This is a genomic window from Actinomadura graeca (genome assembly GCF_019175365.1).
Taxonomy (GTDB): domain Bacteria; phylum Actinomycetota; class Actinomycetes; order Streptosporangiales; family Streptosporangiaceae; genus Spirillospora; species Spirillospora graeca.
In genome coordinates this window covers 8,378,143-8,397,151 of the sequence record NZ_CP059572.1, presented here as the reverse complement: position 1 = coordinate 8,397,151, position 19,009 = coordinate 8,378,143, and the positions used below count along the sequence as shown (strand labels likewise).

The 19,009-nt window shown below is 71.9% G+C and carries 20 protein-coding genes and 1 pseudogene; 17 read left to right on the top strand and 4 right to left on the bottom strand.

Annotated elements, in window-relative coordinates:
• Positions 1 to 391: 391 nt before the first annotated feature.
• From AGRA3207_RS37255 to AGRA3207_RS37240, 4 genes are all read right to left on the bottom strand, one after another.
• Positions 392 to 1,591, bottom strand: a complete 1,200-nt coding sequence (locus tag AGRA3207_RS37255) for an rRNA adenine N-6-methyltransferase family protein (protein WP_231332071.1) — start codon at positions 1,589 to 1,591, stop codon at positions 392 to 394.
• A 5-nt stretch (positions 1,592 to 1,596) separates the two neighbouring features.
• Positions 1,597 to 2,415, bottom strand: a complete 819-nt coding sequence (locus tag AGRA3207_RS37250; RefSeq protein WP_231332070.1) for a radical SAM protein — start codon at positions 2,413 to 2,415, stop codon at positions 1,597 to 1,599.
• A gap of 549 nt (positions 2,416 to 2,964) precedes the next feature.
• Entirely contained in the window at positions 2,965 to 3,576 is a 612-nt protein-coding gene (locus AGRA3207_RS37245) for a GNAT family N-acetyltransferase (RefSeq protein ID WP_231332069.1), read from the bottom strand.
• Positions 3,573 to 5,024, bottom strand: coding sequence for an NsdA family TPR-like regulatory protein (locus AGRA3207_RS37240; protein ID WP_231332068.1), 1,452 nt, complete (start codon positions 5,022 to 5,024; stop codon positions 3,573 to 3,575). Before AGRA3207_RS37240 ends, AGRA3207_RS37245 begins: the two co-directional genes overlap by 4 nt.
• A 179-nt stretch (positions 5,025 to 5,203) precedes the next feature.
• On the opposite strand from AGRA3207_RS37240, the gene AGRA3207_RS37235 reads away from it, so the two are divergent.
• From AGRA3207_RS37235 to AGRA3207_RS37160, 17 genes and pseudogenes are all read left to right on the top strand, one after another.
• Entirely contained in the window at positions 5,204 to 5,827 is a 624-nt protein-coding gene (locus AGRA3207_RS37235) for an HAD family hydrolase (protein WP_231332067.1), read from the top strand.
• On the top strand, positions 5,824 to 7,356 hold the full coding sequence (locus tag AGRA3207_RS37230) for a sensor histidine kinase (RefSeq protein WP_231332066.1): 1,533 nt from the start codon (positions 5,824 to 5,826) through the stop codon (positions 7,354 to 7,356). Before AGRA3207_RS37235 ends, AGRA3207_RS37230 begins: the two co-directional genes overlap by 4 nt.
• Positions 7,357 to 7,426: 70 nt before the next feature.
• Positions 7,427 to 8,104 (top strand): roadblock/LC7 domain-containing protein, encoded by a 678-nt coding sequence (locus AGRA3207_RS37225; RefSeq protein ID WP_231332063.1) that lies wholly within the window; start codon positions 7,427 to 7,429, stop codon positions 8,102 to 8,104.
• Positions 8,101 to 8,544, top strand: a complete 444-nt coding sequence (locus AGRA3207_RS37220) for a DUF742 domain-containing protein (RefSeq protein WP_231332061.1) — start codon at positions 8,101 to 8,103, stop codon at positions 8,542 to 8,544. Before AGRA3207_RS37225 ends, AGRA3207_RS37220 begins: the two co-directional genes overlap by 4 nt.
• A complete protein-coding gene (locus AGRA3207_RS37215; RefSeq protein ID WP_231332059.1) occupies positions 8,531 to 9,181 on the top strand; it encodes a GTP-binding protein in 651 nt (216 codons plus the stop codon). The genes AGRA3207_RS37220 and AGRA3207_RS37215 overlap by 14 nt, the downstream gene beginning before the upstream one ends.
• The gene (locus AGRA3207_RS37210) at positions 9,178 to 9,882 is read left to right on the top strand and encodes a GAF domain-containing protein (RefSeq protein ID WP_231332057.1); all 705 of its coding nucleotides are present in this window, start codon (positions 9,178 to 9,180) and stop codon (positions 9,880 to 9,882) included. The genes AGRA3207_RS37215 and AGRA3207_RS37210 overlap by 4 nt, the downstream gene beginning before the upstream one ends.
• Before the next feature lie 167 nt (positions 9,883 to 10,049).
• Entirely contained in the window at positions 10,050 to 11,261 is a 1,212-nt protein-coding gene (locus AGRA3207_RS37205) for an acyl-CoA dehydrogenase family protein (protein ID WP_231332056.1), read from the top strand.
• An 88-nt stretch (positions 11,262 to 11,349) separates the two neighbouring features.
• The gene (locus AGRA3207_RS37200) at positions 11,350 to 12,234 is read left to right on the top strand and encodes an SAM-dependent methyltransferase (RefSeq protein WP_231332055.1); all 885 of its coding nucleotides are present in this window, start codon (positions 11,350 to 11,352) and stop codon (positions 12,232 to 12,234) included.
• Complete coding sequence (locus tag AGRA3207_RS37195; protein ID WP_231332054.1) at positions 12,231 to 13,136, top strand: SAM-dependent methyltransferase; 906 nt, start codon at positions 12,231 to 12,233, stop codon at positions 13,134 to 13,136. Before AGRA3207_RS37200 ends, AGRA3207_RS37195 begins: the two co-directional genes overlap by 4 nt.
• Positions 13,133 to 14,665, top strand: a complete 1,533-nt coding sequence (locus tag AGRA3207_RS37190) for a hypothetical protein (protein WP_231332053.1) — start codon at positions 13,133 to 13,135, stop codon at positions 14,663 to 14,665. Before AGRA3207_RS37195 ends, AGRA3207_RS37190 begins: the two co-directional genes overlap by 4 nt.
• Entirely contained in the window at positions 14,662 to 15,063 is a 402-nt protein-coding gene (locus tag AGRA3207_RS37185; RefSeq protein WP_231332052.1) for a MerR family transcriptional regulator, read from the top strand. Before AGRA3207_RS37190 ends, AGRA3207_RS37185 begins: the two co-directional genes overlap by 4 nt.
• Before the next feature lie 205 nt (positions 15,064 to 15,268).
• Positions 15,269 to 16,021: a hypothetical protein gene (locus AGRA3207_RS37180; protein WP_231332051.1), complete on the top strand. Its 753-nt coding sequence runs from the start codon at positions 15,269 to 15,271 to the stop codon at positions 16,019 to 16,021.
• On the top strand, positions 16,018 to 16,728 hold the full coding sequence (locus tag AGRA3207_RS37175; protein ID WP_231332050.1) for a TetR/AcrR family transcriptional regulator: 711 nt from the start codon (positions 16,018 to 16,020) through the stop codon (positions 16,726 to 16,728). The genes AGRA3207_RS37180 and AGRA3207_RS37175 overlap by 4 nt, the downstream gene beginning before the upstream one ends.
• Before the next feature lie 61 nt (positions 16,729 to 16,789).
• Complete coding sequence (locus AGRA3207_RS37170; protein WP_231332049.1) at positions 16,790 to 17,074, top strand: hypothetical protein; 285 nt, start codon at positions 16,790 to 16,792, stop codon at positions 17,072 to 17,074.
• 378 nt (positions 17,075 to 17,452) lie between these two features.
• Positions 17,453 to 17,608 carry a hypothetical protein gene (locus tag AGRA3207_RS37165; protein WP_231332048.1) on the top strand — a complete coding sequence of 52 codons (156 nt, stop codon included), beginning with the start codon at positions 17,453 to 17,455 and terminating at the stop codon, positions 17,606 to 17,608.
• Positions 17,609 to 18,131: 523 nt separating this feature from the next.
• Positions 18,132 to 18,230, top strand: a pseudogene (locus AGRA3207_RS40430) (hypothetical protein); the annotation flags it as partial.
• A gap of 48 nt (positions 18,231 to 18,278) precedes the next feature.
• Positions 18,279 to 18,995, top strand: coding sequence for a WD40 repeat domain-containing protein (locus AGRA3207_RS37160; protein WP_231332047.1), 717 nt, complete (start codon positions 18,279 to 18,281; stop codon positions 18,993 to 18,995).
• Positions 18,996 to 19,009 lie beyond the last annotated feature (14 nt).

The window sequence follows — 19,009 nt, the reverse complement described above, 5'->3', positions numbered from 1 at the left end:
ATCGACGGGTACCAGTCGCCAGCACCCCAAAACGTGACCGCTCTGCCCGAGAACCTCCTTGCCGGACCTGACGCCCCACGTCGGCGGCGGCGTCCAGGTTCCCGGCGCGGGCGTGCGCGGTGGCCAGCAGCGCGATGTTTAGGGCGCTGGTGCGGGCGTTTCCGGCCGGGGCGGCCAGGACCTAGGGAGGCGAGATGCAGTGCCCGGGCGGGCCGGGAGAGATCTAGCAGTGAACGCAGAGCCACTCCGGCAGCGGCCAGCCCACGTGGAGTACTCACCTGCCTCATCCTGGTCCCGGGTTTGTCGGGCAGGTCGGGGGAAGCCTGATGTGGCGGCCGGTCGAGGTATTCAAGCGCGAGAGTGATGTGGTAGGGCGGCATGTGATGGCTGCTCAACCCACAGTAGTGCTGGGCTGGTCCAGCCAGAGGGTCTGACGGTCGTGGGTGATGGTGATGCCGTAGCGGCCGCGGTCGGGCCGGCCTTTGCCCAGCCACCACCGGTAGGCGCTGGCCGCCTCGTCCCACAGTCTGCGATCCCCGTGCTGATGGACCGTGTACTCGTCGGCGCCGCGCGGGGCCTGGCAGTGCGCCCAGGCGTCGCCGGTGGTCAGCGTCGCGGTGTAGGCCCATTCCCCTGCGGGGGTCTTGGTCCAGCCGGTGCCGACCGACAGGCCGGGGACGAGCGCGGCGATGGCCAGCTGGGCGCCGGCGTCGGCCTGGGCGATCAGCCGGGGGTCCATGCGGGTGGTGCCCTGGTCGCCAGCCCGGGCCATCTCCCTGGTGGTCTCCTGGGCGGTGTCCGGGTCGCCGGGCGGGATGGTGCGCTGGCTGCGGAGCATCATGAACCCGCCGCCGCCGGTGAAGCGTCCCACGGCGGTGGTGTTGCAGGGGTCGATGACGTCCAGGCGCAGCTGGTGTCCGCCGGCGCCGGTGACCGGCATGTAGGGCAGCACGATCTGCCCGCCGGGCCGGGTCTGGGCGATCCAGGCGCGCGGGATGTCGCGGACGCCGCAGGTGACGTGGACCCGGTCATAGGGCGCGCGCGGGGGGTGCCCGCCAGCGCCGTCGCCGGTGACGACCTGCGGGTCCTGCTCGACCCGTTTCACGTGCTCGCGGGCGGCCTCGGCCAGGTCCTTGTCGACCTCGACGGTGACGACGTTGCGGCCGCCCAGGCGCCAGGCCAGCATCGCCGCGGTCCACCCGGTGCCGGTGCCGATCTCTAGCATCCGGTGGTGGTCGTCCAGGTCGAGCAGTTCCAGGTACTGCATCGCGATGTGCGGGCACGACAGCGAGCACGTCGGTGTGCCGGTGGTATCGGCCGGGTCGGTGGCGCCGTCGTCACGCTGGGTCACGATGGAGAAGTTGCGGTAGACCGCGTTCAGCCAGCCGGCCCGGTCGGCGGCCCGGTCGATGACGCGGTCGGGCTCATCGGGCAGGAACGAGGCCGCGTACGCGCGCGGGGGCACGAACCGTCCCCGTGGGACCTCATGCAGCGCCGCCCGCCACCGTGGGTCGGTCAGCACACCGGCGTCGGCCAGGTAGTCGGCCAGCGCCTCCACGCGGGCGTGGAACATCGGATCACGGCGGGCCATCTCGTTCAGTCCTCGGGCGTGCAGGGGATGTCGGGGTCGCACTTTTGTGGTTCGCAGGGCGGCTGGCAGCCGTCGTGCGGGCCGCACCCGGCGTGCGCGGGCGCGATCTGGTCCCGGGCGCGCCTCCAGGTCTCCTCCAGGAGTCCGGCCAGCGGGCTGGTGCGGACGTCGCCGTGTGCCATCCACCGCGACATCGGGCACGGCGCGAGAGAGCCGGAGGCCAGGACCACCGCGTTGCCCCGCCCGCAGTGGCCGCATAATTCGCCAGGGTCGTGGCCGCCTGCGGGGGCGGCGCGGCCGAACGGCCGGACACGGTCCGAGCCGACATGCTGCACCCCCATCGCGGCCAGCATGGCACGTGCCTGGGCGGTGCGCTGCCCGTCCAGGACCTCCACGATGCCGGCGCGGACCGGGATGCCCAGCTCCACGGCGCGGACAATGTTGATGCGGGTCTGCCGGTGGGTGTCGCGGCCGGTGATCTGGCGGTGCTCGTCCGGGTCATCGCTGTAGAAGCTGGTGGCGAGCCGGACCCCCTCCTGGGCCAGGGCCGTCCACACTGGCTCGGTGAGGTGGACCAGGTTGCTGTACACCTCCACCTGCAGGCCTGCCCTTCGGGTCGCGCCGATGAGGACGGGCAGGCCGGGATGCAAGGTCGGCTCGCCCCCGATGAACTGCACCAAGCAGGTACCGAGATCGGCGGCCTCGCCGATGGCGCGCCGCCAGTCGTCCACGGTCATCACACCATGATCGCCGTCGGCACCGGAGTCGTTGTAGCAATGACGGCACGCAAGCTGGCAGAGGGTCCCCAGCTCGAGCCACAGCATGCGGGGGACAGCACCGGCAGTATCCTCGAACGGCTTCATTGCAATCACTCCCAAGGCGCGCGCAGCAGTCTGCGCGTCTCTCTGGCGGAAGAACGCCATGCATCAGGGCATCCGCCGGTCCCGCTGAGGCGCAGCCTGGTTATCGACGAAAGCACTGATACGGGCGCCTATGTCGGGGCCTCGTCGGCAGGCGCCAGAAGCGGTGTCGACACCGGGCAGGGTTAACGACCGTCCGTCCTGCTGGCCGCGTCGAAAGGGGCACGTGGCCCAGGGCAGTCGGGGGGACGGTGGCGTGTGGCTGGCCCGGACGTGTGGCAGCCGGTCGGCGCCGCGGTCGCGGTTACCGGGCTGGCGCCGACACTGTACAACTTGCGCCACGACGACCCTCACCCACACTTGCTAGCGATCCTGTCCGGGGTTTGCATCAGGCTCGAACTCCACGATGCGCGGGGTCTGCGAGATCGGTGACCAGCGAAGAGCATCCACTGGGCGGGGCTGCGGCCCACGCGTGCCTTCAACGGTGGATGTGACTGTCTTGCGGTGATGCGATCAGTGTTCGGGACCGGGCGGGGCAAGTGGAAGCTGCATGATCAGAACGTCCATGAGGGGGGCGTCGGGTAGGCCGGGACGAAGCTGGGTTGCTTTGCGCCAGCCCCATCGCGTGTAGATGGCGTAGGCGGGATTGTCCGGTCGTACGAGCAGTGTGGCGCGCTGTTCGGTGCGGGGGCGCAGGAGCGCGTCGTGGAGGGCGTGGGCGATGCCGCGGCCGGTCCAGGGGCGGCAGACCATGATCTCCGACAGTGCGAAGGTGCGGCTGCCGTCTTCTTCTGTAAAGGAGGGCTCAGGCGGGATCTCCAGTCCCTTCCACCAGGCGGTCTGCGGGCCCAGGGGCCAGCCCCATGTCTGACCGACCGGCCGCGCATCCGGGCCGGTGTTGTCGTAGGCGATGACGAGGTCGAAGCCTTCGCGCTGAACGTAGACGTCGAAGCGGTTCATGAACGCCTCGACACTGTCGAACTGGCTTCCAGCAGCGATGCGCTCGGCGTAGGCGCCGCGGTGGATCTGGGAAACCACCTCGCGCTGAGCGCGGGCACCGGTGGCGTTGAACCTACGCAGCGTCACATCGCCGGGCGTTGCTCCGGGGACACGATCTGTGTTCATGCCGCCGCCACAGTGAGCGTGCGCGCCGCAGTGTCGAACTGACGGCAAAATTCCTGGGCATCGTCGGGAATCGGCGGACCGACGATATCGCGTATCGGGCGGAGTCTGTCGAGCACGCGCATAGAACTCATCGTGTTTCCCAAGCCATCGACGACGTGAAGGCCCTGGGTGATGGCACCGCGGTGATCTCCGGCGGAACAGAGGGCACCAGCGAGCGCAGCACTATAGAAGGCGAGGTCGTGGGGCGTGCGAGCGGTGTCTTTCAGCACCGAGCGGTAGAGCTCGGCGGCGTGGCCGGGGCGGTCGTATTGGGCTGCCATCGCTTCGTGTCCTGTGATCTCGGAGTGGCTGATGAACGCGGTCCAGGGTTGATCACTATCGTGCGGGCCGCGGTCGATGTCCCGCCGCGCCTTGGCGATTGCCGTTTTATAGGCAGTGGCATCACCGAGCTGGGCGTGGGGAAGTGCTCGGCGCAGCGCGAGGAGGGCCTGCAGAGTCGGGGAGGGCAGGTATCGGGCGGAGTCGGCAGCTCGGTCGAGGAACCGCAGGGCTTCGCGGGCGGCGCCGCGGTTACCGGTGGCACGGGCCAGGTATGTGGACTGCTGGGCCATGTTGGCGTAAATGTGCACCAGTAGCTGGGCATCGTCAGCGCCCCCGGCGAGCGTTGCGGCCTCGGTGTAGAAGGCCCGTGCGCAGGCCTGGTCGCCTGAGTCGTAGGCGAGCCATCCGGTGACTAGGGCGAGGTCGGCCGTGACGACCAGCAATTCGCGGCCGACCTGCTCGGTGTAGTCCGATTCATCCAGCATCGCCCGCGCGCGAGAGAACAAGCGCGTCGCCTGTGTCCGCAGGGGCATGCCGCCAATGCTGGCTGCCTGGCCGCGTAGCCGTTCAAGGCTAGCCTGGAGGTATCGGATGTGTCCGCGGTCGATCCTGTCCGGCGGAACAACGGCCGCCAGCGCCAGGCCGGAGATCATTACGTTGAACCCTCGTCGTCCCATCCGCGCGAGCGGCTCCATGGCGTCCTCCCAGAAGGCAGTATCCTGGTCGGTCACCAGCCTGGAGTCTGCACAACCTGTGACGAGTGGCAGAAGGGCTTGACGTGGCATGTCTAAAAGGTCGGCTACGCGCACGATCTCCCGGATGTCGTGGAAGGTGTCACGCTTCCGGCGTTCGATCTTTGTGACCACCGACTGGGACCAACCCAGGATATGCCCGAAATCGAGCTGGCTCATCCTGGCCGCCCCGCGCAAGATCGCCATCACGGCTGCCATATCCACTCGGGCAAGAGCGTTGCGCAGCGGCACCGAATCCCAGAGCCACAATGGTGTCACCCCGGTCCCATTGCGCACGGCCACGAGACATGCCCCGCAGAGCGGATCGGGGTTGTAACGGCTCAATCTTGTGATGCGGCACGCCGGACAGACCCGATCGCCCGCTTGTTCAGCCACGGTCCTCCTCCATCGGTCACGGCTGTCGCACTCACCGTAGCCATTGCTCTTCGGTCGATGAGGCCAATGTGGCCTATCCGGGGTCGGCGGCGGTAGGCCGCTCCGGCGTTGGTTGCCGCCCGCTGTTCCCGCACGCTCGATACGCCCACTTTGCAGCGGCAACCGATCGGAGGCGTTCGGTGAGACAGTCCCAGCCAGGACGCGTTGAAGGGGCGACCGCGATCGGGCGCGCCGCGAGTTGGTCGCCGCCGATCCGTAATGTCGCGCTGGGCTATGGCGGGGTGCTTGATGCCCAGGTCCCCGGCAGCAGGGTCGACTTTCCGCAGGGCTATGAGGGCTTTGTGGCGGTTGCTCTTGCTGAGAGCAGGCTGCTCAGGCAGGAGTCGTTGCCGGTAGATCCGGCGGCCGCGGAGGCGGTGCAGGTCCTGGCCGGGTTGGGCCTGGGGGTGCTGGTGGCCTCTAATACGCTGCCCGGTCAGTCTCGCGAGCAGCAACTGGCCGCGGCGGGCGTCGATGAGCTGCTGGACGCCGTGGTCGAGAGCGAGCACATCGGTGTGGCCAAGCCCGATCGTGTCTTCTTCGACATGGTGGTCGCGGCGGCGGGCGGGTGCGTGGCGGCCGAGGTCTGCTACGTCGGGCACCGAGTGGAGACCGATATCGGTCCGGCGGTGGCGGCGGGGATGCGCGCGGTGCTGGTGACACCGTCCGCTCCGACACTGCAGATTCCGGCGAGTGTGCCGGTGATCGGGCATGTGGCGGAGCTGCCGGGGCTGTTCGCGCGGGCGGCGGGGAGGGCCCGGTGATCGCCGCGGGCCCGTCGACGCGGGCGCGGTCGGGTGGTGACCTGGATGGGTACGCCACCCGGCTGGTGGAGTGCCTGGCCGGGCTGGGGTTGCGTGCTGCCGGGCGGCGGGCCGGGTCGGCGCTGGCGGATCTGGATGCGATGACGGTGACGGCGCACCAGGCGGAGGTGGTGCCCTCGGCCGGGCGGTGCGTGGTGTTGCTGCCGGGGCCGGGCCCGTCGGCTGGGTTGTACTGGCATTGGCTGCGGGGGTTGCGCGGGCACTGGCCGACGGCGCACTGGTTTCAGCCGTTCTGCCCGGCCGAGGATGCCGGTGGTGCGGCGGCGGCGATCGCCGCGGCGATCGAGGCCGAACAGGCCACCCGCGCCCGCCTGGAGCACGCCTCGCTGATGTCGGCGGCTGGGACCGCCCCTGGCCCGGGCGGTGGCGGGGCCGAGGCGCCGATGCTCTCCTGCGTGGGCAGGCCGCTGACGACGCTGACCCACCGGCTGCTGTCGCAGCTGAAGGCGGTGGAGGATGGCGTGGAAAATCCTGAGCTGCTGCACCGGCTGTTCGGGATCGATCACCTGGCGACGCGAATCATGCGGCTGACCGGGCGGCTGGCGGTGCTGAGCGGCCAGGCGGGGCGGACCGCGCGGCTGCCGGTGCCGCTGGCGACGGTTTTGCGTCAGGCGGTGGCCGAGGTCGAGCACTTCTCCCGGATCCGGGTGGCGCCGGCGGGCAGTGCCGTGGCGTTACCGGGTCACGCCGCCGATGTGATCTTGATGCTGGCCGAGCTGGCCGAGAACGCCACGGTGTTCTCGCCCCCCGACACCCAGGTGAGGATCTGCGCGGCCCGCACGCCGGTGGGCCTGAACATCGAGATCGCCGATCACGGGCTGCCGATCTCGGTGGGCAAGCGGACCGCGCTGAACCGGCTGCTGGCCCTGCCGGACCTGGTCGATGTGCACGAGCAGGTCCGGGCCGGGCAGATCGGGCTGCTGGTGGCCGCCTTGGTCGCGCAACGCCACGGCATCACCATCACCCTGCTCCCCCGCCGCGGTGACGCCTGGGGCACCTGCGCGGTGGTCGAGATACCGGCCGCGCTGCTGGTGGCCCCCGTCCCCCCGCGCTCCCTCGCCTGGCCCGCCGGGGCGGGGGCAGTCCCCGCGGCCACCGGGCGACCACACCGCCCGGCGGCTGCGGCCGGACCCGCCGGGTCCGGCTCCCCGCCGCCCGCACCGTCGCCCGAGGCCTTGTCTGAGGTCGACGGTGCGCGGCCGGTGCTGCCGCAGCGCGGCGCGGGCGGACGCGCAGCGCAGGACCCCGCCCCCGGACGGAGTTCCGCACAGAGTTCCGGGCAGGGCTCAGCCGTACCGGGCTCCGGACCGGCGCGGGGGGCCGCGCCGGTCCGCGATCCCGACCCGGCGTTGATGGCCGCGTTCATCGCGGCCACCCGTCCTCCCCGGCGGCGCGGCGAGCAGGACCCCCCGCAGCAAGGCCCCCCGAAGCAGGACTCCTCTGCACCTTCGGGGGATCTGGCGCCATGACCGCCCCCACCTCCCTCTGCCGTCCGGCCGTGCCCGGTCCCGGGTCCGGCGCCACCCGCAGGAGCCACCGATGACCACTCCCCCGCCGCCCGCCAGGCCGCCTGCCGCGTCCCCTGCCGGATCCCCGGCCGGGTTGCCTGATGCGCCGCCCGCCGCGCCCGCCGCGTTGCCCGCCGCGCCTGCCGCGTTACCGGCCGAGCCAGCTGCGGCGGCGGCCGGGGGCGTGCCGGGCCCCGGCGGTGACCTGGGGTGGCTGCTGGGCGAGCTGCTCACCCGTGTCCCGGCGATCGAGGCGGCGCTGCTGGTCTCGCGGGACGGGCTGAGACTGGCGGCCGCGGGTATGAGCGATGACGACGCCGACATCGCGGCCGCGGCGGCTGCGTCGCTGTGCTCGGTCGCCGGTGCCACCGGCCGGATCAACCGGCGGCCCGGCGGGTCCTTGCGGATGGTGCTGGTCCAGCACGACGCGGGATGGACGTTCGTGATGGGCACCCCGGGTCAGCAGGGGCTGGCGGCGGCGCCGGGCGAGCCGGACACCGTGCCCGAGGCGGCGCCGGAGTTGGTCGGGTGCGCGCTGGCGGTGCTGGCCGCACCCGATGCCGACCCCGGCGTGATCGGGCATGAGATGAGCGCGCTGACCCGGGCCGTGGCCGAGCACCTGCTGATCGCGACCCGCGCCACCGGCACCGACACCGGCACCGGGACTGGGACTGGGGCTGGGAGCGGTCATGGCGGGGGGCGGCCGTGACCGGCGCGCCGCATCCGGGCGCGGGCGGGCCGTGGTGCCAGGTGGAGTCGCTGACCGCGCCGTCGTTCGCCCTCACCGGCGGGCGGGTGCGCCCCCGGCATGCGATGCGCCTGGACACCGTGCTGACCCCCGGCGCCGCCGGCCACGCCACCGGCCCTCACGCCGCCGGCATCGATGATGGTGCGGGTGCGGCCGGAGCGCCCGAGGCCGCGCACGCGCTGGGGCTGTGCCGGGTGCGCGACTGCACGGTCGCCGAGATCGCCGCCACCCTCGGGCGTCCCGTCCCGGTCACCAAGATCATCTTGTCGGATCTGCTGGACTGCGGTGCGCTGGCGGTGGCGGTGCCCGCGGCCGCCACCGATCCGGTCACCGGCCGTCCCGCGCCCCAGGTGCTGGAGGCGCTGCTGGCGGGGCTGCGGAACCATCATGCAGCCGTGTGAGGTGCGCCCGGCGCCCGCACCGGCCCGGTTGAAGATCATCGTGGCCGGTGGGCTGGGCGCGGGCAAGACGACTCTGATCGGCGCGGTCAGCGAGATCGCGCCGCTGGCGACCGAGGAACACCTCACCGCTGCCGGCGGCGGGGTGGACTGCCTGAGCGGGGTGGCGGGCAAGACCACCACCACGGTGTCGCTGGACTTTGGCCGCCGTAGCTTCACCGACCCCGCGCCGATGGCGTTGTTCCTGTTCGGCACGCCCGGCCAGGACCGGTTCCGGTTCGTGTGGGACGAGCTGGCGTTCGGGGCGGTCGGCGCGGTGGTGCTGGTCGACACCCGCCGCCTGCCCGCCGGGTTCGCCGCGGTCGATTACTTCGAGGGGCGTGGCGTGCCGTTCGTGGTCGCGGTCAACCGGTTCCCCGGCACCCACCCCTACACCCCCGCCGAGGTCGGCCAGGCCCTGCAGCTGGGCGCCGGGGTTCCGGTGGTGGGCTGCGACGCCCGCGACCCCGGATCGGTCCTCACCGTGCTGATCACCCTGGTCGAACACGCCCTGACCCGCCCCCACGCCACCCCCGCTCCCGCGCCCGCATCACCCGTTCATGCCGCCCCGTCCCCTCCGGACACAGGAGCCCGCCCGTGACCATCGACACCGGCCCGCACACCCCGCCGCTGCCCGCCCGCAACACCCCCGGCCCCGGCATCAACCCCGGCACAGGCCCCTGCGCTGACCCCCGCGTCGGCCCCGGCGCCGCCCTTGCCGCCGAGCCGGGCCCCGGCTCGAGGGCTGACGCCGCCGCGCCCGACGGCGGCCTGGCCGCCGGCCTGCGGCTGCGGCTGCTGGGCGAGCTGGGTCTGACCGGCGCCGAGGGCCGGTGGGACGCTTTCGCCGCCGACCTGGCCCGCGCGTTCGCCGGGCAGCTGCACGCCGCCGCAGCAGTTCCTTACGCGATGGTCAACGTGATCACCGACCGGCAGCATTTCGTCGGCCTGCACATCCCGCAGGGCCAAGAGCCGGTGGAGCGGACGATGTCCACCCAGGACGGGTTCTGCCCGGAGGTGGCGGCGCGGGGCCTGGGCCTGGTCCTGCCGGACGTGTGCGCCTATCCCCGGTTCGCCGCGAACGCGGTGGTCGACGGGCTGGGCATCCGCACCTACGCCGGGGCGCCGCTGGTCCACCCGGCCACCGGCATCGTGCTGGGCACGGTGTGCGTGGTGGGCACCACCCCGCTCCCGCTGTCCACCGGGACCGCCTCGCTGGAGCTGCTCAAGGCCCGCAGCACCGCGCTGATGGACCTCATCGACCAGGCCGCCGATCCCTTCCCCGACCGGGACGGCTGCTGAGAGCGGGGGCGGCGGGGCCTGGCGGCCCCGGCCCCGCCGCCCCGGGCCGGCCAGCACCCGCCCCGCCCCGCCCCGCCCGCCGAGCGTTATCCAGGCCCCCCGCCGCAGCGACGGCTGCCGGCCGACCACCGGCAGCAGCAGGCCAGCAGGAAATGAGGGGAAAGCCCGTGTTCGAGACCGACGACCACCACCGCCTGCGCGAGCAGGTGCGCGCGTTCGCGCTGGCCGAGGTCGCCCCGCGCGTGCAGCAGATGGCACAGCGCGCCGCCACCGGCGCCGACCCGGCCGACGCCGAGGTTTCGGCGTTGATCGCCCGGCAGGGCTGGATCGGGGTGACCATCCCCGCCCAGTACGGCGGGATGGACGCCGGGCACCTGGCCAAGACCATCGTCGTGGAGGAGCTGGCGCGGGTCAGCGGCGCGATGGGCGCCATGGCCCAGGCGTCCCAGCTGGGCACCGCCCCGATCCTGCATTTCGGCAGCGCCGAGCAGAAACAGCAGTGGCTGCCGCCGATCGCCCAGGGCCGGTGCCTGCCCACCATCGCCGTCACCGAACCAGACTCCGGCAGCCACGTGCTGGGGATGCAGGCCACCGCCCGCCGCGACGGCGGCCACTGGGTCCTGCACGGCCGCAAAAGCTACATCGGCAACTCCCACATCGCCGACCTGCACCTGGTCATCGCGCGCACCGGCGGCCGCGAAGAGCGGTCCCGGGAGCTGTCGGCGTTCCTGGTCGAGGCCGGCCGCGACGGCGTGCGGCTGCTGCCGCACCCGCGCACCCTGGGATTGCACGGGTTCTGCTTCGGCGACCTGGCCCTGGAGGGCTGCCGGGTCCCCGACGGCAACCTGCTCGGCCAGCAGGGCGATGGCCTGGCGGTGGCCTATTCCTCCAGCATCCTGTACGGGCGCCCGAACCTGGCCGCGGTCGCGCTCGGCATCCACCAGGCCATCGCCGAGGAGACCGTCCAGTTCGCCCGGCAGCGCCGCCGCTACGGCGCGCCGCTGGCCGAGCTGCCCGCCATCGAGCACCGGATCGGGCTGATCCAGCACCGGCTCATCACCGCCCGCGGCGCGGCCTACCAGGCCGCGTCCATGCTCGACCGCGGCCAGGCCTGCGACCAGGAGCTGATGAACGCCAAGTACTACGGCGCCCGGGCCGTCGTGGACTCGGCCCGCGAGGCGATGGAGGTGCACGGCGCCGCCGCGCTGCGCACCGGCCAGCCGGTGCAGCGGCTGCTGCGCGACGCCCTGCACCTGGAGGCACCGGCCGGGACCGGCGACATCCAGCTGCACCGCCTGGCCCAGGCCGCCCTCGGCACCCCGCACCACCAGCCGTGGTCGCAGCTGCTAGCCCACCTGACCACCCCGCGAGCCGCCTGACGCCCCCACAGCCACCCGGCCCCTCCGGCCCACCCGGCGACCGTGCCGGGCCACCCCCACCCCAACCAGCCCCCGCCCCCTACACCCCGTGCACTCCTCATCCCTGGACACCGCCATGCCCGCACCCCGCCCGCGACCATCACAGGACCACCTCCAGCCAGCGTCCACCCAGATCAGCACCGGCACGCCGAGCCCCGCACGCGTCTATGACCATCTGCTGGGCGGCAAGGACAACTACGGGCCCGACCGCGAATTCGTCGCCGCGCTGCCCAAACCGGCGCAGCTGCTGCTGCGGCGGCTGGCGCACGACAACCGCTCGTTCCTGGGCCGCGCGGTGCGGCATCTGGCAACCAGCGCCGGGATCCGGCAGTTCATCGACATCGGCACCGGCCTGCCCACGCGCGACAACGTCCACCAGATCGCCCAGCGACATACGCCCGGCACCCGCGTCGTCTACGTCGACAACGATCCGGTGGTGCTGGCGCATGCCCGCGCGCTGCTGACCTCGACCCCCCAGGGACGCACCGCCTACATCGACGCCGACGCCCGCGACACCCCCGCGATCGTGGACGGGGCCGCCCAGGCCGGCGTGGATCTGTCCCGGCCGGTGGCGGTGCTGCTGGTGGCCGTCCTGCATCTGATCGACGACGCCGAGGCGGTCGCGGCGCCGCTGCGCCAGGCCGTCGCCCCGGGCAGCCAGGTGGTGATCTCCCACGGTGTGGACTGCGCCCAGATGGCCGAGGTCGCGGCCGCCTACCGGCAGCACGTGGGCATGGGCACGCCCCGCACCGTGGAGGAGATCGCCGGGCTGTTCGGCGGGTGGCCGATGGCCGACCCGGGCCTGGTCGGTGTCGCGCACTGGCGTCCCGACCGGCCCCGGCCCGCCCAAGCGCACGACGGGCTGGTGGTGGGCGGCATCGCCCGCAAACCCGCCGCCCCGGCACCCGGCCCCGGGCGGGAGTGCACGCGATGACCGGGCACCCCCGGGAACCCGCCCCGGCCCCTGCCCCGCCCCCGGACACGGCCACGGCGCCCGGAGACCACGACGAGGGGTGGGACACCGGCCCCAGCCTGATGGCACGGTTGTGGAATCTGCTGGCCGCGGGCAAGGACGCCTTCCCCGGCGACCGGGAGATCTGCGACCGGGCCCAGCAGATCTACCCCCAGCTCACCGGCCTGGCACGGCACCGGCTGCTGTTCCGGGCCAGAGCAGTCCAGGCCCTGGTGGCCGGGCACGGCATCGACCAGCTGCTGGTGGTGGGCACCGACCTGCCATTGCAGGCCGAGGTCCACCAGATCGCCCACCGCATCAACCCCCACACCCGGGTGCTCTACACCGATCCCGATGTGTTCCTCATCAGGACCGCCCAGGCGCTGCTGGTCGCAGGCGAGGGCAACACCGCGTGCGGGTACCTCACCGCGGGCCTGGACGATCCCGCCGCGCTGCTGGCCGGTGCCGCCGCCACCCTGGACCTGCAGCGCCCCATCGGGGTGCTGATGCTCAACAGCCTGGACCGCATCCACGACGACAACACCGCCGCCGCGGCGGCGGGCGCGCTGCGCGCCGCGCTGGCGCCCGGCAGCGCCCTGGCCTCGTGCCACCTGGTCGACGACGGATACGACACCGCGCTGCGCGTGGCCCTGGGCAGCGGACGCGACCCGCACCTGCCGCTGCCCCGCACGCTGGCCGCGGCCAGCCGGTTCCTGGACGGCACCCGGCTGCTGCCGCCCGGGATCGTCCCGGCCTCACTGTGGCGGCCCGAGACCTGCCAGCACGGCCCGGTCACCACCGGCCTGTGGTGCGGCATCGGCCAGATCCCCGCCCGAGCCGCCGCGCCGCACCTGACACCCGCCACAGCCCAGCACACACCATGACCCGCAGCACGGTGATGGACCTGCAGACCGGCCACCGCACCCTGCCAGCGCACACCGGCCCCGGCCACACCCAGGCCCGCCCCCGCGGCACCGACCACCCGGGCACACCACCCGGCCACCCGCACGCGCCGGCCACGCTCACCGGCGACACCGCATCCGGAGGACACCACCCGATCATGACCACTGCAGCATCCGGCCCGCACCAGATCAGCCCCGGCCCCCTCACCGGCGCCCTGCCCTTCCGCACGATGGTCGCCGCGGCCACCGGACCGGCCGTCTACGAACCCGCCGGGCGCCTGCTCCCCCGCCGGGCCCCGCTGACGCCCGCCGACGGCCACTGCACGCCGCCATCACCGCTGTCGGGCAACATGACCGAGGGCCTGCGGGCCTGGTGCCAGGGCACCGCCGACACCGGCGTCCTGGCCCCCTGGACCTCCCACCGGCTGCTGGCTGCGATGACAGGCAGGGACGACTTCGCAACCATCGCGCCGGTGCTCGCCAACGCCTTCACCATGATCATTGTGGACGGATGCCACCGGCTGGGGGCACACACCAGCGACGGGCTCCCCGATTCACGCCGTTTCCTGCCCGCCGCCGGACAAGGCCCGCACGCGGCGATGACCGATGCCGTCATCGCCCTGGTCACCGCGCACACGGCACCGGATGAGGCACGGGCCTTCACCGGCGATTACCGGGCGCTGCTGCGCACGCTGCTGATGACCGCGATCAACGTGCGCCGCCGCCTGCCGCGCACCTCCGGCATGCAGCACATCGCGACGGTGACCGGGGACCGCATCGCCTGGCCCCGCTCCCCGGTCCACCCCCGGCCGCGCACACCCGCCCCGCAGCCCCCGCCCCGCCCGCAGGCGGCCCCGGCGCGCGCACAGACGCCACCGGTCCCGGCAGTGATCAAACCCTGGCTGCTGCTCACCCGCACAGACATCACCGCCATCCGCGCCCGCGCCACGGCGGTGATCGCCACCGCCGCCGACGGCGACCACCAGACATCCGATGAACTGCTCGCCCGGCTGCTGGACCGGCTCTACCTCGACCGATACGAGGCGATGATCGCCGGCGACGCCAAGGAATCGGACGAGCTGCTCCACCGCCTGCTCAGCCAGTTCCACCCCGGCACCATCGCGCCGGTGATCGCCGGCGCGTTCACCGCGATGATCGTGACCGGATGCCGCGCCCTGAGCGCCCAGACCGGCGACGGGCTCCCCGACATCCAGGCGTTCCTGCCGCCCGCCGACCCCGCGCTCGGCAGACTCGCGGGCGAAACCATGACGGGCAGAAGGATCGGCGTCCCAGGCGCCCGCACCATCCACGAGCGTGCCGTGCACCGAGTCAACGCCGCCCACCGCATGCTCGACGCCGCCAGCGACATGGTCGCCGAGCACGCCGCCGGAGGCGACGGGCAGTCCTACTGGATCTTCTACGCCGCCGACCTCGCAGGATATGGCCGCGGCCTGCTGCAGGCGCTGCGCGAGACAGCCACCAACATCCACCGCAAGCTCCACACCCCATGACCGCCACCCCAGGACCGGCCGGCACCCGCACAGAACCTGCACCGGCTCACCCCGGCGAACCGGACGGCACCCCGTGCGCCATCTGCGGGGCGCCGATCCCGGCACAGGCCACCAGGTGCGTGCTGGCCTGGGGGTGGGTGGCGGTGCTGCACTGCACCAGCGGCGGCTTCTGGCACTATCCCCGCCAATCCGCGCTGCTGGCCGGCGTGAGCACAGCCCACCTGCGGAACTGGGCACAGCACGGCCTCATCACCGCCCTGCACTCCCCGCCCGCCACACGGCGCTACTACGAGCCCGAACTGCACGCCTTGGCGAAGATCGTGCGCGCCCAAGAACTGGCGGCCCTCCCGCACACCGCTGGCCGCAGGCTGCTGGCCGAACACCTCGGCCTGCCGTAGCCGCAACGGCAACAGCGGCCGATGAACACCACCGATCCCCGCCAGCACGCGACCGCGGCCAGCAAACAGTCGACACCAGACGCCCGGCCGCAGACCGCAGCCGACACGATCACCGGGTGCGGCGCCGAGCACGGCGGCCACCCTGGCGATCACCGGCCCGCCCGGGCCGAGCCCGCCACCCACCGGCAACCCCCAGGAGGACACCATGCGCGGCCTTGACCGCCTGCGCCGCCAGCGCGGCCGCACCCACCCCCACCTCAAGCCCCCGCCGCAGGGCACGATCCTCACCGACCAGGCCGCCCGGCGGCTACTGGCCTCGGCCATGGACACCTCCTGCAACGTGTGGGCCTACGCCGCCGCATCGGCCACCCCCGCCGACCCGCCCGCCGATGAGATCGTGTGCACCGAGACCGATGCCGGCGGCATGGCCGTGGTGTGGGTCCGCCATCACCGGTCCTTCACCGGCGCCACCGGGCACCTGGCCGCCGCCACCGGCACCGGCACCGAGGACTACCTGCCCCTGCTGCGGCGCTGGCAGGACGCGGTGTTCGAGCTGGCCGACCTGATCGAGCCGCACGCCGCCCAGGAAAGCGAGCAGGCCTGGTTCGCTGAGCTGCAGGTGGCCCATCTGCGCTGGGCGGGCTCCTACGGGCTCACCGCCGCCCTGAGCGGATCGGCCGGCCACACCATCGGCGACACCGTCCGCGACGCCATCGAGCACCACCAGATCAGCGGACTGCACCACGACCTGGGCCAGATACACCCCGATGACGCCGCCCGGATCGCCTACAGCACCACCCAGGGACCCGCCGCCCTGATCCCGCCCGGCTGGAGCACCACCGGCTGGGACTACGACCGCCCCCGCACCCACCCCATCCTCACCGGCCTGCGCACCCAACCACACCCGGCCAGCGTACGCACCGGCCCGCCCAGCCCACCCCAAGGACCCCCAGGATGACCGCGGCCAATCTCACCAGCCGCCAGCGCAGCAGCGAGACCAAGAAACAACGGACACGCCAGGCACTGCTGAAGGCGGCCCTAGACCTGTTCACCGAACGCGGCTGGCACGCCACCCGGATGCAGGACATCGCCGAGGCCGCCGACGTGACCTGCACCACCGCCTACAACCATTTCCCCACCAAGCCGAAGCTGCTCCTGGCTGCGTTCACCCCGCTGCTGGACGAGCTGGCCCAGGCCACCGACCGGGCGATCGAGGCCGGGCACCCACCCATCACCGCCATCGCCAGGCACCTCCTGGAATTGTCACGCCTGGCCCGCACCCACTCCACCCTGCCCGCCTGCGCCATCACCGCCCTGCCCGAACCGGGCCACCACCCGGCCGGCACCACCACCGAACCTGGCCAAGCGCACCTGCTCGCACTGCTGTCCAGACCGCTCACCGACCTCATCTTCCACGGCCAGCAGACCGGAGAACTGCAGGCCGCCCTGCCCGCAGCCGACACCGGCCTCCACCACACCAGCGCCCTGCTGCTTCGCGCGCTGACCAGACCAGGCGAATCAGCCGAGGACACCGCGGCCGCGACCCTGAGCCAGCTCCTGCCCGTCCTGACCACCGAACCGGCCCAATCACATCTGTGCGCCACGATCGTGAACCCGCTCACCGGTGGCGGCGCCATCATCGACCCCGGCGCCGGCCCCCGCTGAGGCCGCTCCCCGCATCACCCTCCGGGCAGTCAGCATCGGGAATCGGCGAGGAAGGCTGCTCGTGATCGAGAGGGCCGACGGGCACCGCCGCCTTCTCGTACACCAGATCAACACGTCGGCGTTCCTGCCATCCGGCTCTGTCATCACCGGCCGGCTCGGCCACTCCATGCTCTGCACCGCCACAGAAGTCACCGGCCTGTGCCACGCCGACGTCGGACCGCTCCGGACATCATCGGGCGACGACTGGAGCCACCAGACCATCGGCGGGTACCGCCGCCATCCCGGCCAGCAGGCCCTCCGCCGACTGAACAAACCGGCACCACCAGACCCCCGGACATCCGTGTAGTCGACTTCGGAAATCGACAGCGGCTGTCCAGGCGGGAGGCCGCCGACAACCCCGCCCACCAACCCGACCTCGCCCGCGCCCTGGCCAACCTCGGGATCACGTGAGATCAGCTCGGCCAGCACAGCGAAGAGCTGGAGTGCAGCGGGGAGCGGTCACTGTCCCGCGGGAACTGGCAGCCCAAGACCCCGACCAGTTCAGCGATCGATACCCCAACAGCCGCGAAGCTCTGCAACGATTCTTGGAGGGACTGTACGGTTTCCGGCTCTATCCCGTAATCGGTGGTGGCGTTGAGTGATCACCTGCCAGTCTGGGGTGTGCTGGAGATCGACGATCTGATGGGTATGGTGTTCTCGGGCTTGTCCGCCCTGGTCATCGAAAATGTGGAGGACGAGGCCGATCTCATTCGGATCAAGGCCCGCCGACGCCGACCGGCGTGGGCTCACCCCGCTGTTCCACACCAATATGACCCCGTACGGCGAGATCCAGCTCCGCACCGACCGTCGGCTGGACCTCACCGACCTGCCGACGGCGTGAGCTCGGCCCTATACCGTGGCCCGGGCCCCGTAGGCGCGCTGCTAGCCGGTTCGCGAGCAGTTCGGCGCGGCGGGACGACCGGTTCCAGCGCGCAGGGGGTACAGGTAGCAAACGGCGACTGCAGCCGTGGACGACCGGCCGCCAGGCCGACAGGGGGGTGGTGATCCGGCAGGCAGGGCTCCTGCTTGATCGGATACTCATGGCCGGAGATTTCCGGGCGCCTACGAGGCTGTGTCCCTCATACATGCGCTTAGGACTGCGCAGAAGGTGATCCGGGTCGCGCCAAGCGAGGGCTACTCCCACCATCAGGGCGGAACGCAGCACCACTAGACCCGCACCAGGTCTAATCTGCCCCTAGCAGCCCGTATCGCCGAGCTAGGCAAGGAACCATCCCATCGATTAGGCACCCACGTCATCAACCACGGCTTCTCCCGCGCGGTAGTTCCCAGGATTCAACAGCCACGATCGACAGGTCGAATTCGCGGCCTGACGCGACGGTCATGTCCGGTCTCCCGAAAGGACCATGCCTATGCAGTCAGACACTGTGGGACGCGTCCGTTGGCTGCGGCAAGGCCATGTGGGGGAAGTCTTCGCGCTATGCACGCTCGGGACGGACTCCTCGATGCTTGTGACGGCGGGGCGCGACGGTACGGTCCGGGTCTGGGACGCAATGACCGGCAAGCAGCAGCAGGTCTTGCGGGGTCACACGGACTCTGTTTTCAACGTCACGCCGCTAACTGGCGGCACGGTTCGGCTCGCTTCGGTCGGCAGAGATCAGACGGTACGGATCTGGGAACCGTCCAGCGGACAGCAGTTGGGCGTGATTGCCGGGCATTCCGACGTGGTCAGGGGAGTCTGCGAGGTGAAGTTGGGCGGCACAACACTGCTCGCCTCCGCCAGCAATGATCAGACCGTGCGGCTGTGGAACCCGGATAGCGGCGAGCAGGTCATGCTCTTGTCCGGGCACAGGTCCAGCGTCTACCGGGTCTGTGCCTTCGAACTCGGCGCGGAGACGCTGCTTGCCTCTGGGGCTTCCGACCACACGGTGCGGGTCTGGGATCTTGCTACCGGGCAGACCCGCCACATCCTCGACGGGCAGACCTTCCGCTGGCACGAGCGGCAGCCCGATGCTCTGACAGGCCGCATCAAGGTTCTGGTGCGTTGCACCTGTCACGAACATCGCTGCGGGCTCTTCAAGATGCCGCCGCAACTTCGCCATGTCCACTTTGTCGGCCACCCTCCTATGCTGGCAGGCCGCCATAGCTGGCCGCAGGAAGCGCCGTCAGCGCTCTCCACCCCGACATCATCCGGAGGTCCGGTGACACTTTTTGTTGTCGTCGTTCCTCCTCTCGGCCGAGGCAACGTCGATGTACGTGATAATGGCTAATTATCACGTACGTG

Bases quoted from the DNA above. Each gene is read 5' to 3' on its own strand.
- AGRA3207_RS37255 (WP_231332071.1), bottom strand. From the start codon at position 1,591: ATGGCCCGCCGTGATCCGATGTTCCACGCCCGCGTGGAGGCGCTGGCC.
- AGRA3207_RS37250 (WP_231332070.1), bottom strand. From the start codon at position 2,415: ATGCTGTGGCTCGAGCTGGGGACCCTCTGCCAGCTTGCGTGCCGTCAT.
- AGRA3207_RS37245 (WP_231332069.1), bottom strand. From the start codon at position 3,576: ATGAACACAGATCGTGTCCCCGGAGCAACGCCCGGCGATGTGACGCTG.
- AGRA3207_RS37225 (WP_231332063.1), top strand. From the start codon at position 7,427: ATGACCACTCCCCCGCCGCCCGCCAGGCCGCCTGCCGCGTCCCCTGCC.
- AGRA3207_RS37215 (WP_231332059.1), top strand. From the start codon at position 8,531: ATGCAGCCGTGTGAGGTGCGCCCGGCGCCCGCACCGGCCCGGTTGAAG.
- AGRA3207_RS37195 (WP_231332054.1), top strand. From the start codon at position 12,231: ATGACCGGGCACCCCCGGGAACCCGCCCCGGCCCCTGCCCCGCCCCCG.
- AGRA3207_RS37190 (WP_231332053.1), top strand. From the start codon at position 13,133: ATGACCCGCAGCACGGTGATGGACCTGCAGACCGGCCACCGCACCCTG.
- AGRA3207_RS37185 (WP_231332052.1), top strand. From the start codon at position 14,662: ATGACCGCCACCCCAGGACCGGCCGGCACCCGCACAGAACCTGCACCG.
- AGRA3207_RS37180 (WP_231332051.1), top strand. From the start codon at position 15,269: ATGCGCGGCCTTGACCGCCTGCGCCGCCAGCGCGGCCGCACCCACCCC.
- AGRA3207_RS37175 (WP_231332050.1), top strand. From the start codon at position 16,018: ATGACCGCGGCCAATCTCACCAGCCGCCAGCGCAGCAGCGAGACCAAG.
- AGRA3207_RS37165 (WP_231332048.1), top strand. From the start codon at position 17,453: ATGTGGAGGACGAGGCCGATCTCATTCGGATCAAGGCCCGCCGACGCC.
- AGRA3207_RS37160 (WP_231332047.1), top strand. From the start codon at position 18,279: ATGACCGGCAAGCAGCAGCAGGTCTTGCGGGGTCACACGGACTCTGTT.